A 16,259-nucleotide genomic window follows, 5' to 3' on the forward strand; every position below is an offset into this window, starting at 1 on the left:
GATATATTGTATGACAACGCGAGAACGTATTTTCCAGCTGATGGAACGGTCAGGCATACCCAGAGCAAGGTAGCCGATAAAACCGGATTAAGCGGTGCCACCATTTCACAATATTTAAAGGGGGTCTACAACGGCAATATTGATAACGTCGAGAGCACGTTACGGGATTTTCTTGACCGTGAGACAGAGCGCGCCCACCGGCGGGACATCAAGGTGCATTTTGTGCCGACCCATCTGGCCAGGGTGGCGCTGGACCTGATTAGCGTCACGCACGACTTCGGCGATATCGGCGTGATATACGGCCCGGCAGGCATGGGGAAAAGCATGGTGCTGAAGGAGTATGTGCGCGCCAACAGCGCCAATAAAGGCGTCATCCTGATTGAATCCGCTCCCGGCTATACCGCCAAGGTGTTATTGCAGGCGCTGTGCGCCCGGCTGGGTCTGCGAAAAACCGGCAATATCCACGAGCTGATAGAGGAGTGTGTGCAGGGGCTTGCGTGATAAGCACTGGCTGGTGCTGGTTGACGAGGCCGAGCTGCTGCCCTACAGGGCGCTTGAGGTCTTGCGGCGCATTCACGACAGTTTCGGGGTGGCCATTGTGCTGGCGGGGATGCCGCGTCTGCTGCTCAATCTGAAAGGCTCACGCGGGGAATATGCCCAGCTCTATAGCATAGCCGGGTGGGCATGGCGTTAGACCTGGAGTCTCGTAAGAAAGAAAGTGAAGCCGAGGATTTCAGCGCCATTCTGGGCAGCCTGTTATCGAACGACGAGACATCGGGCGAGCCGCTTGTGCCGGAGATTGCCGCTGCCTTTCGCAAACATTCACGGGGGAATTATCGCCGCCTGTTTAAACTGGCGCGCGGGGTGGCCCGGACAAGCGCTATCGGCAATCAGGGGATTTCCGTGACGTTAATCGACCGCTATGCGGAAACGCTGATTCATTGAAGGAGGAAAGTATGTCAGTCCATAATAAAGAGGCATCGACTAACAATCATCTTATCGCCGCGATGACGCAGGCGGAAGCCGTTATTCGTTATTTGACGATAAGAGGCGTGAGCGTAAAAAGCGTTATATTGCATAATTGTAAACCCGTTATCCGTATTGAACACCATCAGCTCTGTGAGCAGTTATTAAAACAGGGTAAGGCGTATTATGTCATCGTTGGCAAAAACGCACGGAGTGGTTTTAAGCAAGGGGCATTCATGAAAGGTGGGTGCAAGGTGATTTGGTCAGCGTCATTACATTGAGTTTACCATGACAATTGAAATTAAAATCGTTGTTCAGCAAATGCCCCTCGGCATTGATGTGAATATCAATACCAGCGGTGTGGGCAGTGAAGTTGAAGATAAAGAAGCCCAGTTTATTCACGATGCACTTGCCACCGTATTATCGTGCCGGGCTGATTTTGAGGCCATCAATAAAGGCTCTATTTCCAATACATTTAACAGGAGAGGTCATCATGTCCACTAACTCACATGACAATACGGTGCCCGTCGGCTACTGGCAGGACGCCAAGGGCGCATTGATACCCGACGCCATGGTAAACACATTGATAAGGAGTGCGACGCACTGGTTAAAGATATTGTGGCGCGTGCCCGGCCGCTGCATGAGGCATTAAGAGATTTTAAACACCGCGCGTTTGTCGATATTCAGGCATTGATTGACCTGTCGATTGAGCAGTACGGGGTAAAACGTGGCGGCAGAAAAGGCAATGTGACGCTGTATTCCTTTGATGGCCGCTACAAGGTCATCCGCGCCCTGCAGGACCGCATTACCTTTGATGAGCGTATCCAGGCCGCCAAGGCATTGATTGATGATTGCATGGCGGAGTGAACGTAGAATGCGCGCCCGGAGCTACTGGCCATTATTGACCACGTTTTCCACCGATAAGAACGGTGATATTAATCCGGCCCACATCCTGCAGCTGCGTCGCCATGATATTACCGACCCGCGCTGGTTGCGGGCAATGGATGCACTGGCGGAAACGGTGCAGGTGGTGAGCAGCAAGAGTTATATCCGCCTTTATGAGCGTATTGAGGAGACCGGGCAATATCGGCCGTTGTCGCTGGATATCGCCGGGGTATGAATCATGAAGGCAGAACAGTTTAATCAGTGCTATCCGGTCGGCGCAACTTTTATTTATCAACCTAACCGGATTTTAAAAGAGGGTGCATTAATAAGAACACTGGACAGGGCAAAGGATTTAATCACCTGCACGGTAGTTGAAATTAATGTGGGGCCTTATTTTGAAAATATTCTGTGGCTGAAACCTGACCACTAAAGAAATAATGTATTAACACCCTGTTTTAGAATGGCGTAAATCCGCCGGTGCTGGCTTGCTCCAAATAAATGTCACACCTGTTTTTCTCAACCCGCTCGGGAGGACATAAACATGTTATATCGTGCGATTAAATGTGAGTATTGGTATAACGGCAATCGCTGTGTTTATTATCTTAATGACCGCAGTATGGTGCAGGAGTCACGCCTCGTCCCGATGCCCTTCAGCCTGCGTTTTTATGACGCGCGGCAACGCATAATTTATTCAGACGCTATCCGCCAACAAATGAAACAGGCGGTAATGCGCTATAAAAAACAGCATTGAGGAAAAGTTATAAACAGACCCATGAATAACGTGATACTCGATATCGAAACGCTGGGTAAAAAAACCGGTTGCCCGATATTGTCGGTGGCGGCGGTGATGTTTGAGCCGGCAACAGGGCGGGTCGGACAGACGTTTTATGCGCGTATCGATTATCAGGTCGCACCCCAATACGGTGAGCCAGAGGAAGAGACCCTGTTGTGGTGGCAAAAACAGAGCGATGAGTCGCGTCAGGAGGCCTTTGGCGGTAAAGCGTGTCCCAACGTGGTCGCTTGCGCCTTGCGAATGTTCATCGCCACCCACTGCGCCAAACCTCGCGTGCCCTGGGGTAACGGCGCGGTATTCGATATTGCCCTGCTGGAGAGCTGGTTCGACCGCGTTGACCCGCAAAAAGACGACCAGGGCAATGACCGCTACCCTGGTCATTCTGGGATGTCGCCAACCTGCGCACCCTGGTGCGGCTGTCAGGCATTGATGTGCGCGCCATCGCGTTTGACGGTGAAAAGCATCGTGCGCTGGCCGATGCCCTGCACCAGGTCAAGATAGCGCATGCCGCCTGGCAACGATTATTTCCTGATGATGGCAAGTCTTATGCGTCAGTAACCGAATACCCGCTTGCCGAGTGCAAGCGCGCCTTGACTGCCCTAGGATCCCTGCCCTAAGTGCCTTTCTTCAGTGAGAGGGGAGTGCATTCGTCTGGACAACATCATCATGCGGTTAACCTTCGGAATGACGCTCATGAAAAATCTGATTAAAATTGTGCATACGGGTAAAAATAAACTCGGCTGGGATGAAGAGACCTATCGCGGCGTCCTGCTGCGCGAGACCGGTAAAAATAGCGCCAAGGACTGTACCACTCCCGAGCTGGAGCGCGTGGCGCGCCTGGCGCAACCGCTGCTTCCTGGCCGAGTTGGACCGGCTGAGGGCTGAGGGGGAGTCCACCACCATGGCCCTGACGCTCTTGTGCCCGCGCTATGGCATCGCCGCGACCCGCGCCCGCGAGCTGGTGCGCCAGCGTCAGGCGTGGCCACTGCCCGAGCAACCCACCCTGTTCTGAGTATTACCCTCTACGCCCCCGTCATCGGCACCGCCGGCTGCCTTTCGCCACAATAGCCTCATGTTCTGCATGAGGTTTTTTTATGTCCCGCGTCATTCATCGCATTATCATTCACTGCGCCGCCACGCCCAATGGTAGCGTTCTGGGGCGGTGTGGCGAAACCGCCGCCCCGGTGATTGATCGCTGGCACCGGGCACGCGGTTTTCAGCGTGACGCCCCGGCCAATGATAACGGTTTGACCAGCATCGGCTACCACGGGGTGATTGACGCTGACGGTCAGCTGCTGACCGGGCGAGGTGCAGAAGAAGTGGGTGCCCATGTGTGCGGCTATAATGCCGACTCGCTGGGACTCTGCCTGTGGGAACCGACCAGTTTACTTCGGCGCAGTGGGCCGTGCTGCGCACCAGGTATTGACGCTGCGTGTGTGTTTGCCCGATGCTAGTTTGCACGGCCACAGTGAATTTTCCAATAAGCGGTGTCCGGGCTTTTCGGTGCCACGCTGGGTAGCGGGGGACTTCGCGCCGCTGCGCGACCATCTGTGTGAGCTGATTCCATGATGGCGCGTCTGACTGAGCTGGTCACTAACCCCGAGGGGCGGCTGTCGACCTCGGATGTGATTATCGTCGGCGCGTTTCTGGTCAGCTCCCTGGTGGTGCTGTGCCTGGAGTCTTCAGGAGACCGACCTGACGCTCGGAGTCTATCTCGCTCGGCGCCTGGGTCACCCATGGTGGCGTCGCCCGCTTTAGCGCAGGACGGCGCGCCCGTAAGCAGGGAGAGGCCGATGGCGCTGCTGGTTGTGGCGCTTGCCGGTGGTGCAGGCTATTGGCGCGGCGCTCAGCAGGCCAGGCTGGTCGCCCAGGCAACGCTCGCCACCCGGCAGGCCGAGTGTGAAGCCCGACAACGCCAGCAGGCACAAGCCACACAGCAGGCGCTGGAAACCGCCCTGACCCTGCAGGCACAGCTACAGGCACTGAACGCTTTCTATCGCGAACAGGAGAAACCGCGCGATGAGCCTTGACCTGGCCTTCGATATTGCCCTGAGCCTGCTATCGGCGCTCGGCGGCCTGTGGCTGCGTAGCCTGAATGAGGACATTCGCCGCCTGCAGTATGAACTGACCCAAGTACGGCAGGACTATCAGCGGCATGATGCAGGACATCAAGGACAGCATTCAACGTATTGATAACAAGCTCGACCGCAAGGCCGACAAATAACGAGGAGCCTTATTCATGGAGCCAGAGGACGTGATATCGCCGGTGTTGTCAGAGCTGCGCACCATTCGTACCCAGCTTGACGGTATCGACCGCCGCTTTGACTGCCTGCAGGTGAAAGGCGCACGGGCGGCCGCTACCGCCGGCGGCGTGGTCGCCACCGGGCTGACGCTCATACGGGCGCGACTGGGGGGTGTAATGGCGCATTCCAGGGCCACCCGCGAGGGTCTGCGCCGGGCTTATGTGTTCGGCAATTTGTCTATGGAGCTGGCGGCAATTCAGTGCGGCGTCAGCGTGCATTCCGCCCGGCGCTGGAAAAAAGAAGCGCTGGACAATGGCAATGACTGAGAGGTGATACGCAGCGCCCATCTGCTGGCCAGCGGCACGCCGGAAGATATAGCACGCGCCATCCTGACCAGCCTGATGGCGCAGTTTCAGGAGACGCTGGAAAAGGTCAACCAGGCTGACATACTGACCGCCGCAGAGCGGGTTGAGCTGCTGGCACGTTTAACGGATGCGTGGAGCAAGTCGATTGCTGCCAGCAAAAAAATCCTGCCCGAGACCAGCCAGCTGGCCACCGCCATGGAGACACTGAAGCTGCTCTCTGCGTTTATTCAGGACAACCCCCCTCCCCCGGCATCTGGCGGCGTTTGTTTACATTCTTGAGGCTTTCGGGTCGGTACTGGAAAAACATTATGGCTAATTAATTCGTTGAAATCCGGGATGACGTAGCCGTTATCGCGGCAGAAATCACCAAGGTTTGGGTCAGCAACGGCGGCGAGGTGTTTGTCAAGCTGCGCGACGGCGCGGTGCATACCGTTGATGTCGCCTATTGCGAAACGCCGTTCCAGGCGTCAACCCGCATAAAGGCCCAGATAGAGGCAGCGCTGGCATGAATCAATTAGTAAAACTGTTACCGGGCGCGTACCTCGACCCGGCCGAGATCAGCGTGGTCAGGGTTGTTGGCGAGGATGTCTATGTCGGTCTGGGCGACGGTGCGCATTTTTTGCGCTTGGCGAGTGTCGCCGGCAGCGTTGACACGGTCGCCGAGACCCTGGTGTCGCGCATCAATGCAGTGCTGGCTGAGCGTCATCATGGCGTGTAAACCGCGTTTACAGGGGATTTAAAGCGAGATATGGCGGCGAAATTTTCCATCCGTGAATTTCAGTACTCGCTGGCCGCGCTGGCCTCCAGTCTGCGCCGCACCATCGAGGCTGAATGCCTGGGCTTTGACACCGGAGTTGAGGCCATGGCGGCGCGGCGTCTACAGGTGGCTCAACCGGTGAACGGGTATCGCTATTTTGTGCAGACCTATTTTCCGCACTATATCCGTCATGCCGACCCCAGCGAACTGCATTGCTACCTGTTTCAGCGCCTGCCACAGATAATCTCCAGCCCCAAAGGCGAGCAGGACGCCATCGCCGCGCCGCCGGGGAAGCCAAGTCAACGCTGGTCAGCCAGCTGTTTGTGCTGTGGTGTCTGGTGCGCGACATCAAGCACTATGCCCTAGTGGTGATGGACTCCATCGACCAGGCCTACCCGATGCTCGAAGCCATCAAGGCCGAGCTGGAATTTAACCCCCGAAGCCTGCGGTGTGGGACGCGTCTGGCAGATGGGCACCTCCTGCATTACGACTCGGTATTATCGCGCACCCTGAATAACCCATTGTGGCGGCAGGCACACTTTAAGGCCCTGCACCAGTGGCCGGTGAATCTGTCGCTTTGGGAGACCTGGGAGCAACGCTTGCGTAACCAGGGAGAGGACGCGGCGCAGGATTTTTATACGTCACACCGTACCGAGATGGAGGAAAGCGCGGAAGTCTCCTGGTCCGCCCGTCCGCTGCTGACCCTGATGCATATCCGCGCCCGTGACGGTCACGCCACCTTTTATGCCGAGTACCAGAATGACCCGGTCAGCGGCGAGGATGCGCTGTTTGCCTACTGCCTGCATTTCTGGGTCAACCAGCTTAACGAGTGAGTCTTCTACGGGGCCTGCGACCCCAGTCTCGGCAAGGCCGGGGCCAGCCGTGACCCGTCAGCGCTGCTGGTTGGAGGCTTTAATCGCGCCACCGGCGTGCTGGATGTGGTGGAAGCGCAGATACGCAAGCGGCTGCCGGACGCCATTATTAGCAATATCATTGCCCTGCAAAAAGAATACCACTGTCTGGTCTGGGGCATTGAGGCGGTGCAGTTTCAGGAGTTTCTGCGCACCGAGCTGATTAAGCGTGCCGCGCAGCTGGGCCACCCGGTGCCGGCGCGCGCCATTATTCCCCATGCCGACAAGCTGTTACGTATCGAGACCCTGCAGCCTCATATGGAAAACGGACTTATCAGGCTGCATGCCAGCCAGACCACCCTGATACAGCAGCTGCGTCACTTTCCCCGCGCCGACCATGACGACGGCCCGGACGCGCTGCATATGCTCTGGACGCTGGCCGTGAGCCACGGCCCGAAAACCGAATACCGCTCATTGTCCGGTGCCGTCACCCCGGACGGCTGGGCTTTTCCCGTGGAGGCTGGTAATGGGCATTTTCACCGATATTTACGGCCGGCTGTTGCGCCACCGCACCCTGACGCATCCGCAGACCGCCGATGACCGCCAGCTGCGTTACCAGCAGGTGGCCGAGCCCCCCTTGCTGGGCATCGATATCCACCGGGTGTATGACATCCTGAGCGAGGCCGAGCAGGGGCACCTGGTGCGCCAGGCTGACCTGTTTTTTGATATGGAGGAGCGCGACGGCCATCTTTTTGCCGAGATGAGCAAGCGCCGCCGTTCGGTGATGCCGCTTACCTGGCGCATTGTGCCGCCGTGTCATCCCAGTGCGCAGGAAAAGGCGATGGCGGACGCCGCGACTGAATGGTTTTCAGACCTGCCGGAGTTTGAAACGCTGCTGTTCGACTTGCTGGACGCCATTGGCCACGGCTTTGCTGCCGTGGAAATAGAGTGGAAACAGGCGGAAAACATCTGGCTGCCCTGTGCCTTCTACAAGCGCCCGCAACGCTGGTTCCAGACTGCGACCCATGACCGTAACACTATCCGCCTGATTGAAGGCAGCCTTGACGGCGCTGGGCTTAATCCCTTTGGCTGGCTGCTGCATCGCCATCAGGCCAAAAGCGGCTGGGTAGCCGAAAGCGGTCTGTTCCGGGTACTGGTGTGGGTACCTATTCCGACGGGGCCAGTGAAGAAGAAAAGAACATGCTGCTGTGGGCGCTGCGTGACCTGGGGCATAACGCCGGCGGCATTATCCACGAACGCACCGCTATCCGCTTTGAATCCGTCGCCCAGGGGCAGGTCGACCCATTCCAGTATATGATGCAGTGGTGCGAAAGCACCCAGTCCAAGGTCATTCTGGGTGGCACCTTGACCACACAGGCAGACGGCAAGAATAGCACCAATGCCCTGGGCAACGTGCATAACGAGGGGCGCCACGAGCTGACCGCCAGCGATGCGGTGCAGCGGGCCGGCACGCTGACCCGCGACCTGCTCTATCGGCTGCTCAAGCTTAACGGCTATAGCGATATCACCCCGCGCCGCATGTGCCGCTTTGAGTTTGATAACCGCCAGCCGCGCGATATGAAGAAGACCGCCGAGAACCTGGATCTCCTGGTGCGCAGCGGCGTACCGGTGCCGGTGGCCTGGGCACTAGCGGAAAGCGGCATTCCTGCCGCCCGGGACGACGAGCCCCTGCTGCAGCTGCCTGGCAATCTCCCGCCCTTTATCGGTGCCAGCCCGAACGGCTACAACTGCCGCTGCCGGGTACGGGCGCTGACGCCGGCACAGCTTGCACGTCACCCTATCGGGCTGGAATCCACCGACGACTATCGCGTCACGGTTGACCAGCCGCAGGGCGTTAACGGTAAGATGCGGCCGGTAACGGGATTGAAATACCCAAAAACCGGCCAGGTGTTTACCCCGGATGCGGGCTTTCATCTTAACCCCGGCAAAGGCTACCTCTGCCATCTCAGCGAGCAGCTGCTCAACCGCGCCGCCCGCGCCGATACCCGGTTGGCAGCACAGGCGGTAGAGGAAACGCTAGGCCAACCGGCGTTGCTTAATGCCTTAAACCGCGATACCGGTAACTGGGTCAGTCAGGTGATGGCACAGCGGCAGGCACGTGGCGACTTTCGCCCTGTCGGCGCATTGCGGCCTGCCGTGGTGGACGCGCTGGCCGGCAAAGGCGTTGTGCCGGACTTGGCAGTGATCACCCTGACAGACGCCAACCTGCTGCACGCTACCCGCGACAGCAAGCAGGGAGCGCTGCCCGCGATCTTCTGGTCCGCTTTGGTGTCGTCACTGTATCGTCCGTGCACCATCCTCTACCGACGACGCCGGTGTTGCTGTACGTCTTCGACCTGAAGGATAGCGCCCGTCAGGGCGTGGTGTCGATAGATGGCCTGGTCGCAGGTCAATCCGCCGGCGCTGCCGACAGCAAGGTGGGGTCCCTTAGGGTTCGCCACGTTGATATCGTTGGCGATCTGGACGCACTCAAACATCAGGCGGGTGATGAGGTGTTGTGGGGTACGCTGCAGTAAATCATAGTGCAGATTCGGACGTATCCGATCAGCGATTCTGATTTCACCCGATCACTGATTCGTATGTGTCACTACCAATTGAAAAATGATCCATCCTGCTAAGTAAAACTGACCCAGGCCGTCAGAAGAGGTATCACCATGAAGATGTGACGATCACCGTGCCCGATACTCTGCGTCAGGCCTTTGAGCGCCTGGCGCAGTCCCTGAGCCACCGCCAGCCGTTAATGCGCACCCTCAGTGAAGATCTGTATGACGCGGTGGTGGAAAATTTCGAGCAGGAAGGCCGCCCACGCTGGCTGCCCATTGACCGCGCTGGCAAAATCCTGCAGTAGTCGGGTCGGCTGGCCGCCTCCATTGACAGCGACGCCGATAACGACCAGGCCGTGGTGGGGAGCAATGTGGTGTACGAGCGTATTCACCAGCAGGGCACCACCAACCGGCCCCATGTCATTCGCCCACGCTATAAAAAGGCGCTGGTCTTTAACGGCCGGGTGGTAAAACGCGTCAATCATCCCGGCTCAACGATACCGGCGCGCCCCTTTCTCAGTCTGACCGAGCAGGATTATCAGGCCCTGACGCATACCATCAATGATTACCTCCAGCACGCGCTGGAAGAATGACGCCCTGTAAAGGCCGTGGCGCGTTTTTTTATAGTCAGGCAGGCGATGATGTGGGTGAAACCGCGTTAAGCGATTCTGGAGCGATTTAAACGGGGTATCGCCGCCCACGTTAGCGGTGTAGTCTGATGGCAGTGCGTTTGTGTCCTTTTCCTTCCCCATTCTTACCCCCTACACCCCCGTCACGACGAGATACCCGAAGCGCAGGTTAGGCTGTTTCCCATGAATGATGCTTCTGGGACTGCCACCGCGTGAAAAACACCGTCCGCCTTGTCGCACTGACCGTGGTGCTGGAGAGCGCCGGCATCCGTGTCCAGCTGTTTCCGGCTGGCACCTTTCGCTCGCAGGATTCGCGTCCCACCGACGTGACGCACTGGCGGCTTGAGGCCCCTCAGGCCCAACGTTTAATTGACGCCGCCCAGGCGCGCCAGACGCCCTACTGCTTTGACTATGAGCACCAGGCTGTCCGTGCCAGGGAGAACGGCCAGCCTGCACCGGTTGCCGGCTGGTATTCGCAGCTGGAATGGGTCGAGCGCGCCCGCACTATGATTGCCGCCGGGGAGTACCGCTTTGTCTCCCCGTTGTTTCGCTACGACGGGCAGGGCAATGTGACCTGCCTGGTGAATGCCGCGCTGACCAACGTGCCGGCGCTTGACGGTATGGCGGCGCTGCTGGCGGCGTCACAACAACTCACGGGAGAAAATAACGTGGATGAACTGTTAGAACAACTGCGCTGGATGTTGAATCTGCCGCTGTCGGCCACGCCTGACGAGGTGACGGTTGAGCTGAAAAAACTCATCGACCGCCTGTCGTGCGGACAAGGGACGGCGGTGGCTCACATCAATCTGCTGTCGCTGCTCAGCGAGAAGGATAACCAGATTACCGCGCTGTCACAGCAGACCAGCACACCACCCGATCCGGCTGCCTATGCCCCTGTCAGCGTGGTCAATGAACTGCGTGAGCAGGTGGCGGCACTCGGTCGTCAGCTGAGCGGCAACGGCGACCAGCAGATTCTGGTACGCCGCCACAAGGCGTTTTTGTGGGAGAACGACGGCTCGGTGAAGCAGGAGCATGTCGGCAAGCCGGCCTATGTGGTGGATAACCAGACGATCTCTGCCAGCGACGGCGGCATGCCCGCGCAGGAAGGCAAGCCGGGGAAACCCGCCAGCCGGTCAGCCGCAGGCACCATCATCATGCTTGACGCGGCGGGCGTTTGGGTCGAATAGGGAGAAACTGACTATGTTAGTGAATGCCGCAAATTTAAGGGTAATTTTCTGCAACATTAAACTCACCTTTAACCAGGCGTTTGACGCCGCGCCCACCCAATGGGACAAAGTCGCCACCCTGGTGGCGTCCACCGGCAAGGAGAACACCTACGCCTGGTTAAGCCGCTTCTCGCGGATGTGCAAATGGATAGGCGACAAGCAGGTCAAGGCGCAGGCGTCCTACGGCGAGGCGCGCAAGCAGCTGTGCCAGATGAAGGACGAAGAGGGACGGCCGTTGAATATCATGCCCAATCTGCTGGTCGTGCCGCCGGCGCTGGACTATGTGGCGCGTACCCTTATCACCGCAGAACGTCTGGATGATGGCAAGGCCAATATCTACAAAGGCACCGCCGAGGTGCTGGTCGTGCCCTGGCTGACCTCGGACAGCGCCTGGTTCCTGATGGATACCAGCCGCCCGTTAAAGCAGCGGATTTTCCAGCAGCGCCAGGCCCCGCTGTTTGTCGCCATGACCGATATCAACAGCCCGGACGTGTTTATGCGCAAGCAGTTCAAGTTTGGTGCAGAGGCGCGCGCGGCCAGGCCGGGTTTGGCTTCTGGCAGATGGCCTACGGCTCGACGGGCAAATAAACGTGTACGCGCGCCGTGATGACATGGTGTTGCGCTTCGGCGAGCGTGAGGTTCGCACCCTGACCGACCGCGACAACACCGGCGAGATTAACGCTGCCGTGCTTGCCGGCGGGTTGCAGGCCGCAGCCGATGAGATTAATGGCTATATCGGCGGGCGCTATACCCTGCCGCTGCCGGTGGTGTCCTCCAACCTGCGCGGCATTGCCTGTGATATCGCCCGCTACCGCCTCACCGGCACCGAACGGGTGTGCACCGGTGAAATCCGTGACCGCTACCGTGACGCTATCTGGAAAATGTAGCCAATGGGCGGGTCACGCTGGCCACCACCTAGAACGGTGGGACGCTGCAGGGTAACGCTGGGGCGGCGTTCTTTTCCAGTCGCCGCATCTGGGGACGCAACTAGACTGGCGGAAGGGGATTTTAATGATAAGCGAAATTGAAAACGCCATGATGGTGCGCCTTAAAGACGGGCTGGGTCGCATGGTGTATAGCGTCGGCAGCTATGGCGGCGAGCTAGAGGATGTGGGGGCTATCGCCAGCTTGCTGGGTGACCTTTCTCGGCGTGCAGCAGACCCGCCCGCTCAGTACCCATAAACAGCTGTTTTACACCACCGGGCGTTTCTCGGTGCTGCTGGCGGCCTGTTCGGTGTGCAAGGAAGCGGCACAGCGCAAGGGCGGCCCGGCCCGCGATGAAGTGGGCTGTAACCGGCTGATTCAGGCCGTGCGGCGCTTGATGAGCCGTCAGGATATGGGGTTGCACATCGAGCCTCTGCTGCCGGGCTGGGTGCGCTCGCTGTTTAGCACCCGCCTAAACAGTGATGCTCTGGCGGCCTATGCCTGCGAGTTCGACACGGTCTGGGTTGAAGAGGCGCTGGATAACGGCCGCTGGCCTGCGCCGGAAGGTGACAATGATCCTGATCGGTTGTTTGCTGACCATCAGGGGAGACTGGATACACCGTGGCCGATGCATGAGCGCACCGGGCTGGCGTATCACTGATGACCCGTCAACGGCTGTCGCGCAGGATATCGTGACCACCAGGGCAAAAGAACATGATTGACGTGATGGCACGTCAAGGGCTGCGCGATAAACCATCCACCAAGGGGGACGCATGAGCATTGATGCCGTGATACTGACGCCAACCTATAAACCCGGATTACTTTGGGTTTAACACCACCCTGGCGTCGCGGGCGCTTGACACCAACGACCAGAAGCTGGTCATTCTAGCCCAGCGCACCACCAGGCCGGACACGGATACCTTGACGCCGGTAAACGTGTTCAGCGATGAGGACGCCGCCCGTCTGTTTGGTCGTGGCTCCCAGGCACACCGGATGGCGCGCGCCGCCATCCGCGCCAACGATACCCTGCAGCTGTCGGTGGTGGGCATACTGGACAGCGAGGCCGGCGTGGCGACCACCGGTACGCTGGTACTCAAGGGCAGCGCCAGCGGCACTGGGCAGGTAAGGGTGAGTGTCTGCGGCGAAACCGTCGCCATTGCTGTCGCCAGTGGCGATAGCGCCGGGGCGCTGATGCTCAGCCTGGTCGAGGCCATCAACACCCTGGACGTGCTACCGGTAACGGCGAGTCTGGCGGATATCCCGCCGCCATCGTCCGGCGGTAAAAGCCCCAGCAAGCAGCTGGTGCTGACGGCACGGAACAAAGGGGCCTGTGGTAACCAGATTGGCGTGGCCGTCACGGTCAGCGCGCCGGGTATCACCGCTGCGCTAACGCCGATGCGCGGCGGCGAGGGCGACCCCGCACTGGATGCGGCGCTGACGGCGATGTTCAGCGCCGGGCATACCCTGGTGATTTCGCCGTACGCCAGCAAAACCGCGCTCACCACCCTTGCCGCCTGGCTGGACAAGGTGTCCGGGCCGCTGGAGCAGCGCATCACGATGGGCTGGTACCGCGGTTCAATGCTGCCCAACGGCGAGCTGGCGGCGATATATGCTGCCATTATCGCCAGCGAGTCCGACCCAGCGCGTCCGCTCAATACCCTGGCGTTACCCGGTGCGGACATCACGCCGCAGGACAAATGGCCGGGGCGTAGCGAGCAGGAAAACGCGCTGGCCAAAGGCCTGACGCCTTTTGAAGTGAACGGCAGTCAGGTGCAGATTGTGCGGGCGGTCAGTACCTATGTGAAAAACAGCATGGGCGTCACCGACCGTTCGTTGATGGATATCACCATCTTACGCTCGCTGGACTATGTGCGCCTGGCCTGCCGTGCCCGTATCACCCAGTGCTTCCCGCGCGAAAAGCTCAACGATATCCGCCTGCAGCGTATCCGCTCCGAGCTGCTCGATGTGCTCTACGCCCTGGAGCAGCTGGAAATCGTTGAGAACGTGGACGCGCACAAGGACCAGCTGACGGTAACGCGCAGTCGGCAGGATGACAGCCGCGCCGATGACAGTATACCGGCGGCGGTGGTGTGCGGTCTGCATGTGTTTGCCACCACCATTTATCTTTTATCTGGAGGTCAACAGCACCGAGGTTGAGGTGACTGAGTTTAGTCTGCGCGCGAGCACCGGCAAGCAGCTGGTCAAGACCATGAACTCCATCGGACGCGCCAAGGGTTACACTCAGGGGATTGCCACCTGGGAGCTGTCCATCACCGCTGTGGTGCCGGTCAACAATACCCTGCACTGGGAAAAATCTCGGGCGCGAAATTGACGCAATACCCCCTCACCGGCGGCAAGCGCATCACCTGGGCATTTCGACGGCGTATTGCAACGTGAGGTGACGGTCCGTCTGGCCACCGTGGGCGATGAAATCGCCGTTATCGAGGACGGTATTCCCGAATCCGGCACGGCGGTGGGTATTCTGGCCCGCTGCCTGACCCAGCTGGGCAACCTGGCACCGGAAGACATTACCTAATTCGCTTTTGTGCGACACACTGGTGCCTGAGGACTATGCCGTGCTGCATACCGCCCAGCTTGAGGCGAAAAAAAAAGCTCAGCGCGCTGAAGCCCCCTGCGCGACTACCGTTTCTCCCTTGTCCGACTCGGACAGTACGGCATCAGCGCCGTCCGCGCCCGCCGCCTTGACGCTGTAGCCCTGGGCGGGCTGCTCGACGCTATCGGGTGTCTGGAAAACCCCAAGGGCTGGCGGAAAAACAGAACCATCAAAAGCCTGCGCCGCCGGCCTCCCTCAGCCAAATGGACGTAACCCATGGCCCGTGAATTTGATCCCAGCTACGCTTTGGCGTCAAGGACAGCGCGACGCCGGGCATTCTCCGTCTGTCGGAGGAGTTCCGCCGCCTGAGTCAGGCGCGGGAAACCCTGGGGCTACGCGGCGAGCGTCACCTGCAGCGGGAAATCCAGCGCACCCAGGCAGCCTATCAGCGCCTGGCGCGCAGCGGCACCCTGTCGGCCAGCGAGCAGGTGCGCGCCTATGACAGGATGCAGGCGAGCATTGCCCGGCTGCGTCAGGAAATGGCCGGGGCCGAACGCCAGCAACACAGCTGGCTTAAGGGGACGCTGTCCCTCGGCTCCGGGCTGGTTGCCAGGGCCATGACGCTGCACCAGCCTGTTACCCGCCAGATGGACTACGATGCGCACCTGCGCAAGCTGGCCAATTTTGCCTACCGCAATGATAACGCGAGCGTGCGCGAGGCGGGCCTGACGGTCATTGACCAGCACATTCGCGCCGGCGGTGGCACCCCCGGCCCGGCCATGGAAGCGCTGGAAATCATGCTGCGCTCCATGCCGAAGGAAAAAGCCTTTTCCTATCTGCCGGAGGTGATGAAAAACGCCACGGCCACCGGGGCTGAGCCAAAAGAGATGGCGCTGCTGCAAAATGCGGCGGTCAATTTTAACCTCAGTGAGCGCGACAGCCGCATCGCCCTGAGCGGGGCCACCACGGCGGCGCAACACGGTCTGGTGGACGTGCCGCTGCTGGCTTCGGCTGTGCCGCGCGCGCTTGAGGCCGCCAAGTCGGCCGGCTTCCATGGACGACGGGGTTATGCCCAGACCCTGGCGCTGTTTGAAGCCGCCGGCTCGGTTGCCGGTGAACCGAGTGAGGCGGCCACCAACGCCAACGATTTGCTGGCCGAGCTGTCCTCCACCAACCTGAAAAACAACGCTAAAAATTTGCTTATCCGGGGCAAGGGCGTCGATATCCAGGCGCTGATGACCCAGGATGCGAAAGCCGGCCTGACGCCACTCGATACGCTGGACCGGGTGATACAACTGGCGGACAGGCACGATGCGCAAACGAAAAAACTGCGCGCCGAGATGGCCAATACGCGTGATCCGGAAAAGCACGCTAACCTGGAAGCGGCGATTGAAGGGCGTCACGGTGCCTATGTCTCGACCCTTCTGACCAATCAGCAATCGCGCAATGCGTTTTATGGCTATGAACGCAGCCGGGCGATGTTCTAACAGCTGACCGATGAG

The 16,259-nt window shown here is 59.3% G+C and carries 31 protein-coding genes and 2 pseudogenes; all 33 read left to right on the forward strand.

Going from position 1 to position 16,259, the window contains the following annotated elements:
- Window positions 1-6: 6 nt before the first annotated feature.
- The 33 genes and pseudogenes from SGP1_RS34990 to SGP1_RS06915 all read left to right on the forward strand — a co-directional run bounded on the left by SGP1_RS34990 (window position 7) and on the right by SGP1_RS06915 (window position 16,244).
- Complete coding sequence (locus SGP1_RS34990; RefSeq protein ID WP_279379445.1) at window positions 7-501, forward strand: AAA family ATPase; 495 nt, start codon at window positions 7-9, stop codon at window positions 499-501.
- Window positions 494-694: an AAA family ATPase gene (locus tag SGP1_RS34995; RefSeq protein ID WP_279379446.1), complete on the forward strand. Its 201-nt coding sequence runs from the start codon at window positions 494-496 to the stop codon at window positions 692-694. Before SGP1_RS34990 ends, SGP1_RS34995 begins: the two co-directional genes overlap by 8 nt.
- Window positions 685-945: a hypothetical protein gene (locus SGP1_RS32890; RefSeq protein WP_243466184.1), complete on the forward strand. Its 261-nt coding sequence runs from the start codon at window positions 685-687 to the stop codon at window positions 943-945. Before SGP1_RS34995 ends, SGP1_RS32890 begins: the two co-directional genes overlap by 10 nt.
- Before the next feature lie 11 nt (window positions 946-956).
- Complete coding sequence (locus SGP1_RS06790) at window positions 957-1,247, forward strand: hypothetical protein (protein WP_041866723.1); 291 nt, start codon at window positions 957-959, stop codon at window positions 1,245-1,247.
- Window positions 1,248-1,254: 7 nt separating this feature from the next.
- Entirely contained in the window at window positions 1,255-1,470 is a 216-nt protein-coding gene (locus tag SGP1_RS06795) for a hypothetical protein (protein WP_041866724.1), read from the forward strand.
- 99 nt (window positions 1,471-1,569) lie between these two features.
- Window positions 1,570-1,833, forward strand: a complete 264-nt coding sequence (locus tag SGP1_RS36200; protein ID WP_424141156.1) for a DUF3164 family protein — start codon at window positions 1,570-1,572, stop codon at window positions 1,831-1,833.
- A gap of 7 nt (window positions 1,834-1,840) precedes the next feature.
- Complete coding sequence (locus SGP1_RS36205) at window positions 1,841-2,086, forward strand: DUF3164 family protein (protein ID WP_424141141.1); 246 nt, start codon at window positions 1,841-1,843, stop codon at window positions 2,084-2,086.
- 3 nt (window positions 2,087-2,089) lie between these two features.
- A complete protein-coding gene (locus SGP1_RS06805; RefSeq protein ID WP_041866725.1) occupies window positions 2,090-2,281 on the forward strand; it encodes a hypothetical protein in 192 nt (63 codons plus the stop codon).
- A gap of 342 nt (window positions 2,282-2,623) precedes the next feature.
- On the forward strand, window positions 2,624-3,145 hold the full coding sequence (locus SGP1_RS06815) for a 3'-5' exonuclease (RefSeq protein ID WP_050747477.1): 522 nt from the start codon (window positions 2,624-2,626) through the stop codon (window positions 3,143-3,145).
- Window positions 3,055-3,261 carry a hypothetical protein gene (locus SGP1_RS36210; protein WP_158302349.1) on the forward strand — a complete coding sequence of 69 codons (207 nt, stop codon included), beginning with the start codon at window positions 3,055-3,057 and terminating at the stop codon, window positions 3,259-3,261. The genes SGP1_RS06815 and SGP1_RS36210 overlap by 91 nt, the downstream gene beginning before the upstream one ends.
- Window positions 3,262-3,337: 76 nt before the next feature.
- The gene (locus tag SGP1_RS26815; RefSeq protein WP_083764696.1) at window positions 3,338-3,529 is read left to right on the forward strand and encodes a phage protein GemA/Gp16 family protein; all 192 of its coding nucleotides are present in this window, start codon (window positions 3,338-3,340) and stop codon (window positions 3,527-3,529) included.
- A gap of 209 nt (window positions 3,530-3,738) precedes the next feature.
- Window positions 3,739-4,098 (forward strand): N-acetylmuramoyl-L-alanine amidase, encoded by a 360-nt coding sequence (locus SGP1_RS06830; protein ID WP_050747478.1) that lies wholly within the window; start codon window positions 3,739-3,741, stop codon window positions 4,096-4,098.
- A 111-nt stretch (window positions 4,099-4,209) separates the two neighbouring features.
- On the forward strand, window positions 4,210-4,674 hold the full coding sequence (locus SGP1_RS06835; protein ID WP_011410649.1) for a hypothetical protein: 465 nt from the start codon (window positions 4,210-4,212) through the stop codon (window positions 4,672-4,674).
- The gene (locus SGP1_RS25510) at window positions 4,664-4,837 is read left to right on the forward strand and encodes a hypothetical protein (RefSeq protein ID WP_243466185.1); all 174 of its coding nucleotides are present in this window, start codon (window positions 4,664-4,666) and stop codon (window positions 4,835-4,837) included. Before SGP1_RS06835 ends, SGP1_RS25510 begins: the two co-directional genes overlap by 11 nt.
- A gap of 226 nt (window positions 4,838-5,063) precedes the next feature.
- Window positions 5,064-5,531: pseudogene (locus SGP1_RS06845) on the forward strand (DUF1804 family protein).
- A 226-nt stretch (window positions 5,532-5,757) separates the two neighbouring features.
- The gene (locus tag SGP1_RS06850; protein WP_041866728.1) at window positions 5,758-5,970 is read left to right on the forward strand and encodes a hypothetical protein; all 213 of its coding nucleotides are present in this window, start codon (window positions 5,758-5,760) and stop codon (window positions 5,968-5,970) included.
- Between the two features lie 30 nt (window positions 5,971-6,000).
- On the forward strand, window positions 6,001-6,375 hold the full coding sequence (locus SGP1_RS32895; RefSeq protein WP_070108740.1) for a hypothetical protein: 375 nt from the start codon (window positions 6,001-6,003) through the stop codon (window positions 6,373-6,375).
- On the forward strand, window positions 6,333-6,842 hold the full coding sequence (locus tag SGP1_RS32900) for a hypothetical protein (RefSeq protein WP_243466186.1): 510 nt from the start codon (window positions 6,333-6,335) through the stop codon (window positions 6,840-6,842). The genes SGP1_RS32895 and SGP1_RS32900 overlap by 43 nt, the downstream gene beginning before the upstream one ends.
- Before the next feature lie 96 nt (window positions 6,843-6,938).
- Window positions 6,939-7,460 (forward strand): phage terminase large subunit, encoded by a 522-nt coding sequence (terL, locus tag SGP1_RS32905; RefSeq protein WP_070108742.1) that lies wholly within the window; start codon window positions 6,939-6,941, stop codon window positions 7,458-7,460.
- Window positions 7,461-7,620: 160 nt separating this feature from the next.
- Window positions 7,621-9,221: pseudogene (locus SGP1_RS32910) on the forward strand (phage portal protein family protein).
- Window positions 9,197-9,397: a hypothetical protein gene (locus SGP1_RS06870; protein ID WP_148203409.1), complete on the forward strand. Its 201-nt coding sequence runs from the start codon at window positions 9,197-9,199 to the stop codon at window positions 9,395-9,397. The pseudogene SGP1_RS32910 and the gene SGP1_RS06870 overlap by 25 nt, the downstream one beginning before the upstream one ends.
- A 146-nt stretch (window positions 9,398-9,543) precedes the next feature.
- Window positions 9,544-9,729, forward strand: a complete 186-nt coding sequence (locus SGP1_RS32915; protein ID WP_243466187.1) for a hypothetical protein — start codon at window positions 9,544-9,546, stop codon at window positions 9,727-9,729.
- A 54-nt stretch (window positions 9,730-9,783) separates the two neighbouring features.
- Window positions 9,784-10,017, forward strand: a complete 234-nt coding sequence (locus SGP1_RS32920; protein WP_243466263.1) for a phage virion morphogenesis protein — start codon at window positions 9,784-9,786, stop codon at window positions 10,015-10,017.
- 248 nt (window positions 10,018-10,265) lie between these two features.
- The gene (locus tag SGP1_RS06880; protein WP_011410650.1) at window positions 10,266-11,240 is read left to right on the forward strand and encodes a phage protease; all 975 of its coding nucleotides are present in this window, start codon (window positions 10,266-10,268) and stop codon (window positions 11,238-11,240) included.
- 13 nt (window positions 11,241-11,253) lie between these two features.
- Window positions 11,254-11,886, forward strand: a complete 633-nt coding sequence (locus tag SGP1_RS06885) for a Mu-like prophage major head subunit gpT family protein (RefSeq protein WP_041866730.1) — start codon at window positions 11,254-11,256, stop codon at window positions 11,884-11,886.
- Complete coding sequence (locus SGP1_RS06890) at window positions 11,870-12,166, forward strand: gp436 family protein (protein ID WP_243466188.1); 297 nt, start codon at window positions 11,870-11,872, stop codon at window positions 12,164-12,166. Before SGP1_RS06885 ends, SGP1_RS06890 begins: the two co-directional genes overlap by 17 nt.
- Before the next feature lie 124 nt (window positions 12,167-12,290).
- Window positions 12,291-12,461, forward strand: coding sequence for a phage protein Gp37 (locus SGP1_RS35000; RefSeq protein WP_148203410.1), 171 nt, complete (start codon window positions 12,291-12,293; stop codon window positions 12,459-12,461).
- Window positions 12,415-12,864 (forward strand): phage protein Gp37, encoded by a 450-nt coding sequence (locus SGP1_RS06895; RefSeq protein ID WP_050747481.1) that lies wholly within the window; start codon window positions 12,415-12,417, stop codon window positions 12,862-12,864. The genes SGP1_RS35000 and SGP1_RS06895 overlap by 47 nt, the downstream gene beginning before the upstream one ends.
- 260 nt (window positions 12,865-13,124) lie before the next feature.
- Window positions 13,125-14,360, forward strand: coding sequence for a phage tail sheath C-terminal domain-containing protein (locus SGP1_RS06900; RefSeq protein WP_243466189.1), 1,236 nt, complete (start codon window positions 13,125-13,127; stop codon window positions 14,358-14,360).
- A gap of 1 nt (window position 14,361) precedes the next feature.
- The gene (locus SGP1_RS32925; protein WP_243466190.1) at window positions 14,362-14,535 is read left to right on the forward strand and encodes a hypothetical protein; all 174 of its coding nucleotides are present in this window, start codon (window positions 14,362-14,364) and stop codon (window positions 14,533-14,535) included.
- A gap of 66 nt (window positions 14,536-14,601) precedes the next feature.
- On the forward strand, window positions 14,602-14,739 hold the full coding sequence (locus SGP1_RS30640; protein WP_158302350.1) for a hypothetical protein: 138 nt from the start codon (window positions 14,602-14,604) through the stop codon (window positions 14,737-14,739).
- Between the two features lie 40 nt (window positions 14,740-14,779).
- The gene (locus SGP1_RS30645) at window positions 14,780-14,917 is read left to right on the forward strand and encodes a hypothetical protein (RefSeq protein WP_158302351.1); all 138 of its coding nucleotides are present in this window, start codon (window positions 14,780-14,782) and stop codon (window positions 14,915-14,917) included.
- A 328-nt stretch (window positions 14,918-15,245) separates the two neighbouring features.
- On the forward strand, window positions 15,246-16,244 hold the full coding sequence (locus SGP1_RS06915) for a phage tail tape measure protein (RefSeq protein ID WP_148203412.1): 999 nt from the start codon (window positions 15,246-15,248) through the stop codon (window positions 16,242-16,244).
- The last annotated feature ends 15 nt before the right edge of the window (window positions 16,245-16,259 follow it).

The organism is Sodalis glossinidius str. 'morsitans', from assembly GCF_000010085.1.
Classification (GTDB): domain Bacteria; phylum Pseudomonadota; class Gammaproteobacteria; order Enterobacterales; family Enterobacteriaceae; genus Sodalis; species Sodalis glossinidius.

Coding starts and splice junctions, on each gene's coding strand:
- SGP1_RS32890 (WP_243466184.1), top strand. CDS start 685: ATGGCGTTAGACCTGGAGTCTCGTAAGAAAGAAAGTGAAGCCGAGGAT.
- SGP1_RS06790 (WP_041866723.1), top strand. CDS start 957: ATGTCAGTCCATAATAAAGAGGCATCGACTAACAATCATCTTATCGCC.
- SGP1_RS06795 (WP_041866724.1), top strand. CDS start 1,255: ATGACAATTGAAATTAAAATCGTTGTTCAGCAAATGCCCCTCGGCATT.
- SGP1_RS36205 (WP_424141141.1), top strand. CDS start 1,841: ATGCGCGCCCGGAGCTACTGGCCATTATTGACCACGTTTTCCACCGAT.
- SGP1_RS06805 (WP_041866725.1), top strand. CDS start 2,090: ATGAAGGCAGAACAGTTTAATCAGTGCTATCCGGTCGGCGCAACTTTT.
- SGP1_RS06815 (WP_050747477.1), top strand. CDS start 2,624: ATGAATAACGTGATACTCGATATCGAAACGCTGGGTAAAAAAACCGGT.
- SGP1_RS26815 (WP_083764696.1), top strand. CDS start 3,338: ATGAAAAATCTGATTAAAATTGTGCATACGGGTAAAAATAAACTCGGC.
- SGP1_RS06830 (WP_050747478.1), top strand. CDS start 3,739: ATGTCCCGCGTCATTCATCGCATTATCATTCACTGCGCCGCCACGCCC.
- SGP1_RS06835 (WP_011410649.1), top strand. CDS start 4,210: ATGATGGCGCGTCTGACTGAGCTGGTCACTAACCCCGAGGGGCGGCTG.
- SGP1_RS25510 (WP_243466185.1), top strand. CDS start 4,664: ATGAGCCTTGACCTGGCCTTCGATATTGCCCTGAGCCTGCTATCGGCG.
- SGP1_RS06850 (WP_041866728.1), top strand. CDS start 5,758: ATGAATCAATTAGTAAAACTGTTACCGGGCGCGTACCTCGACCCGGCC.
- SGP1_RS32895 (WP_070108740.1), top strand. CDS start 6,001: ATGGCGGCGAAATTTTCCATCCGTGAATTTCAGTACTCGCTGGCCGCG.
- SGP1_RS06885 (WP_041866730.1), top strand. CDS start 11,254: ATGTTAGTGAATGCCGCAAATTTAAGGGTAATTTTCTGCAACATTAAA.
- SGP1_RS35000 (WP_148203410.1), top strand. CDS start 12,291: ATGATAAGCGAAATTGAAAACGCCATGATGGTGCGCCTTAAAGACGGG.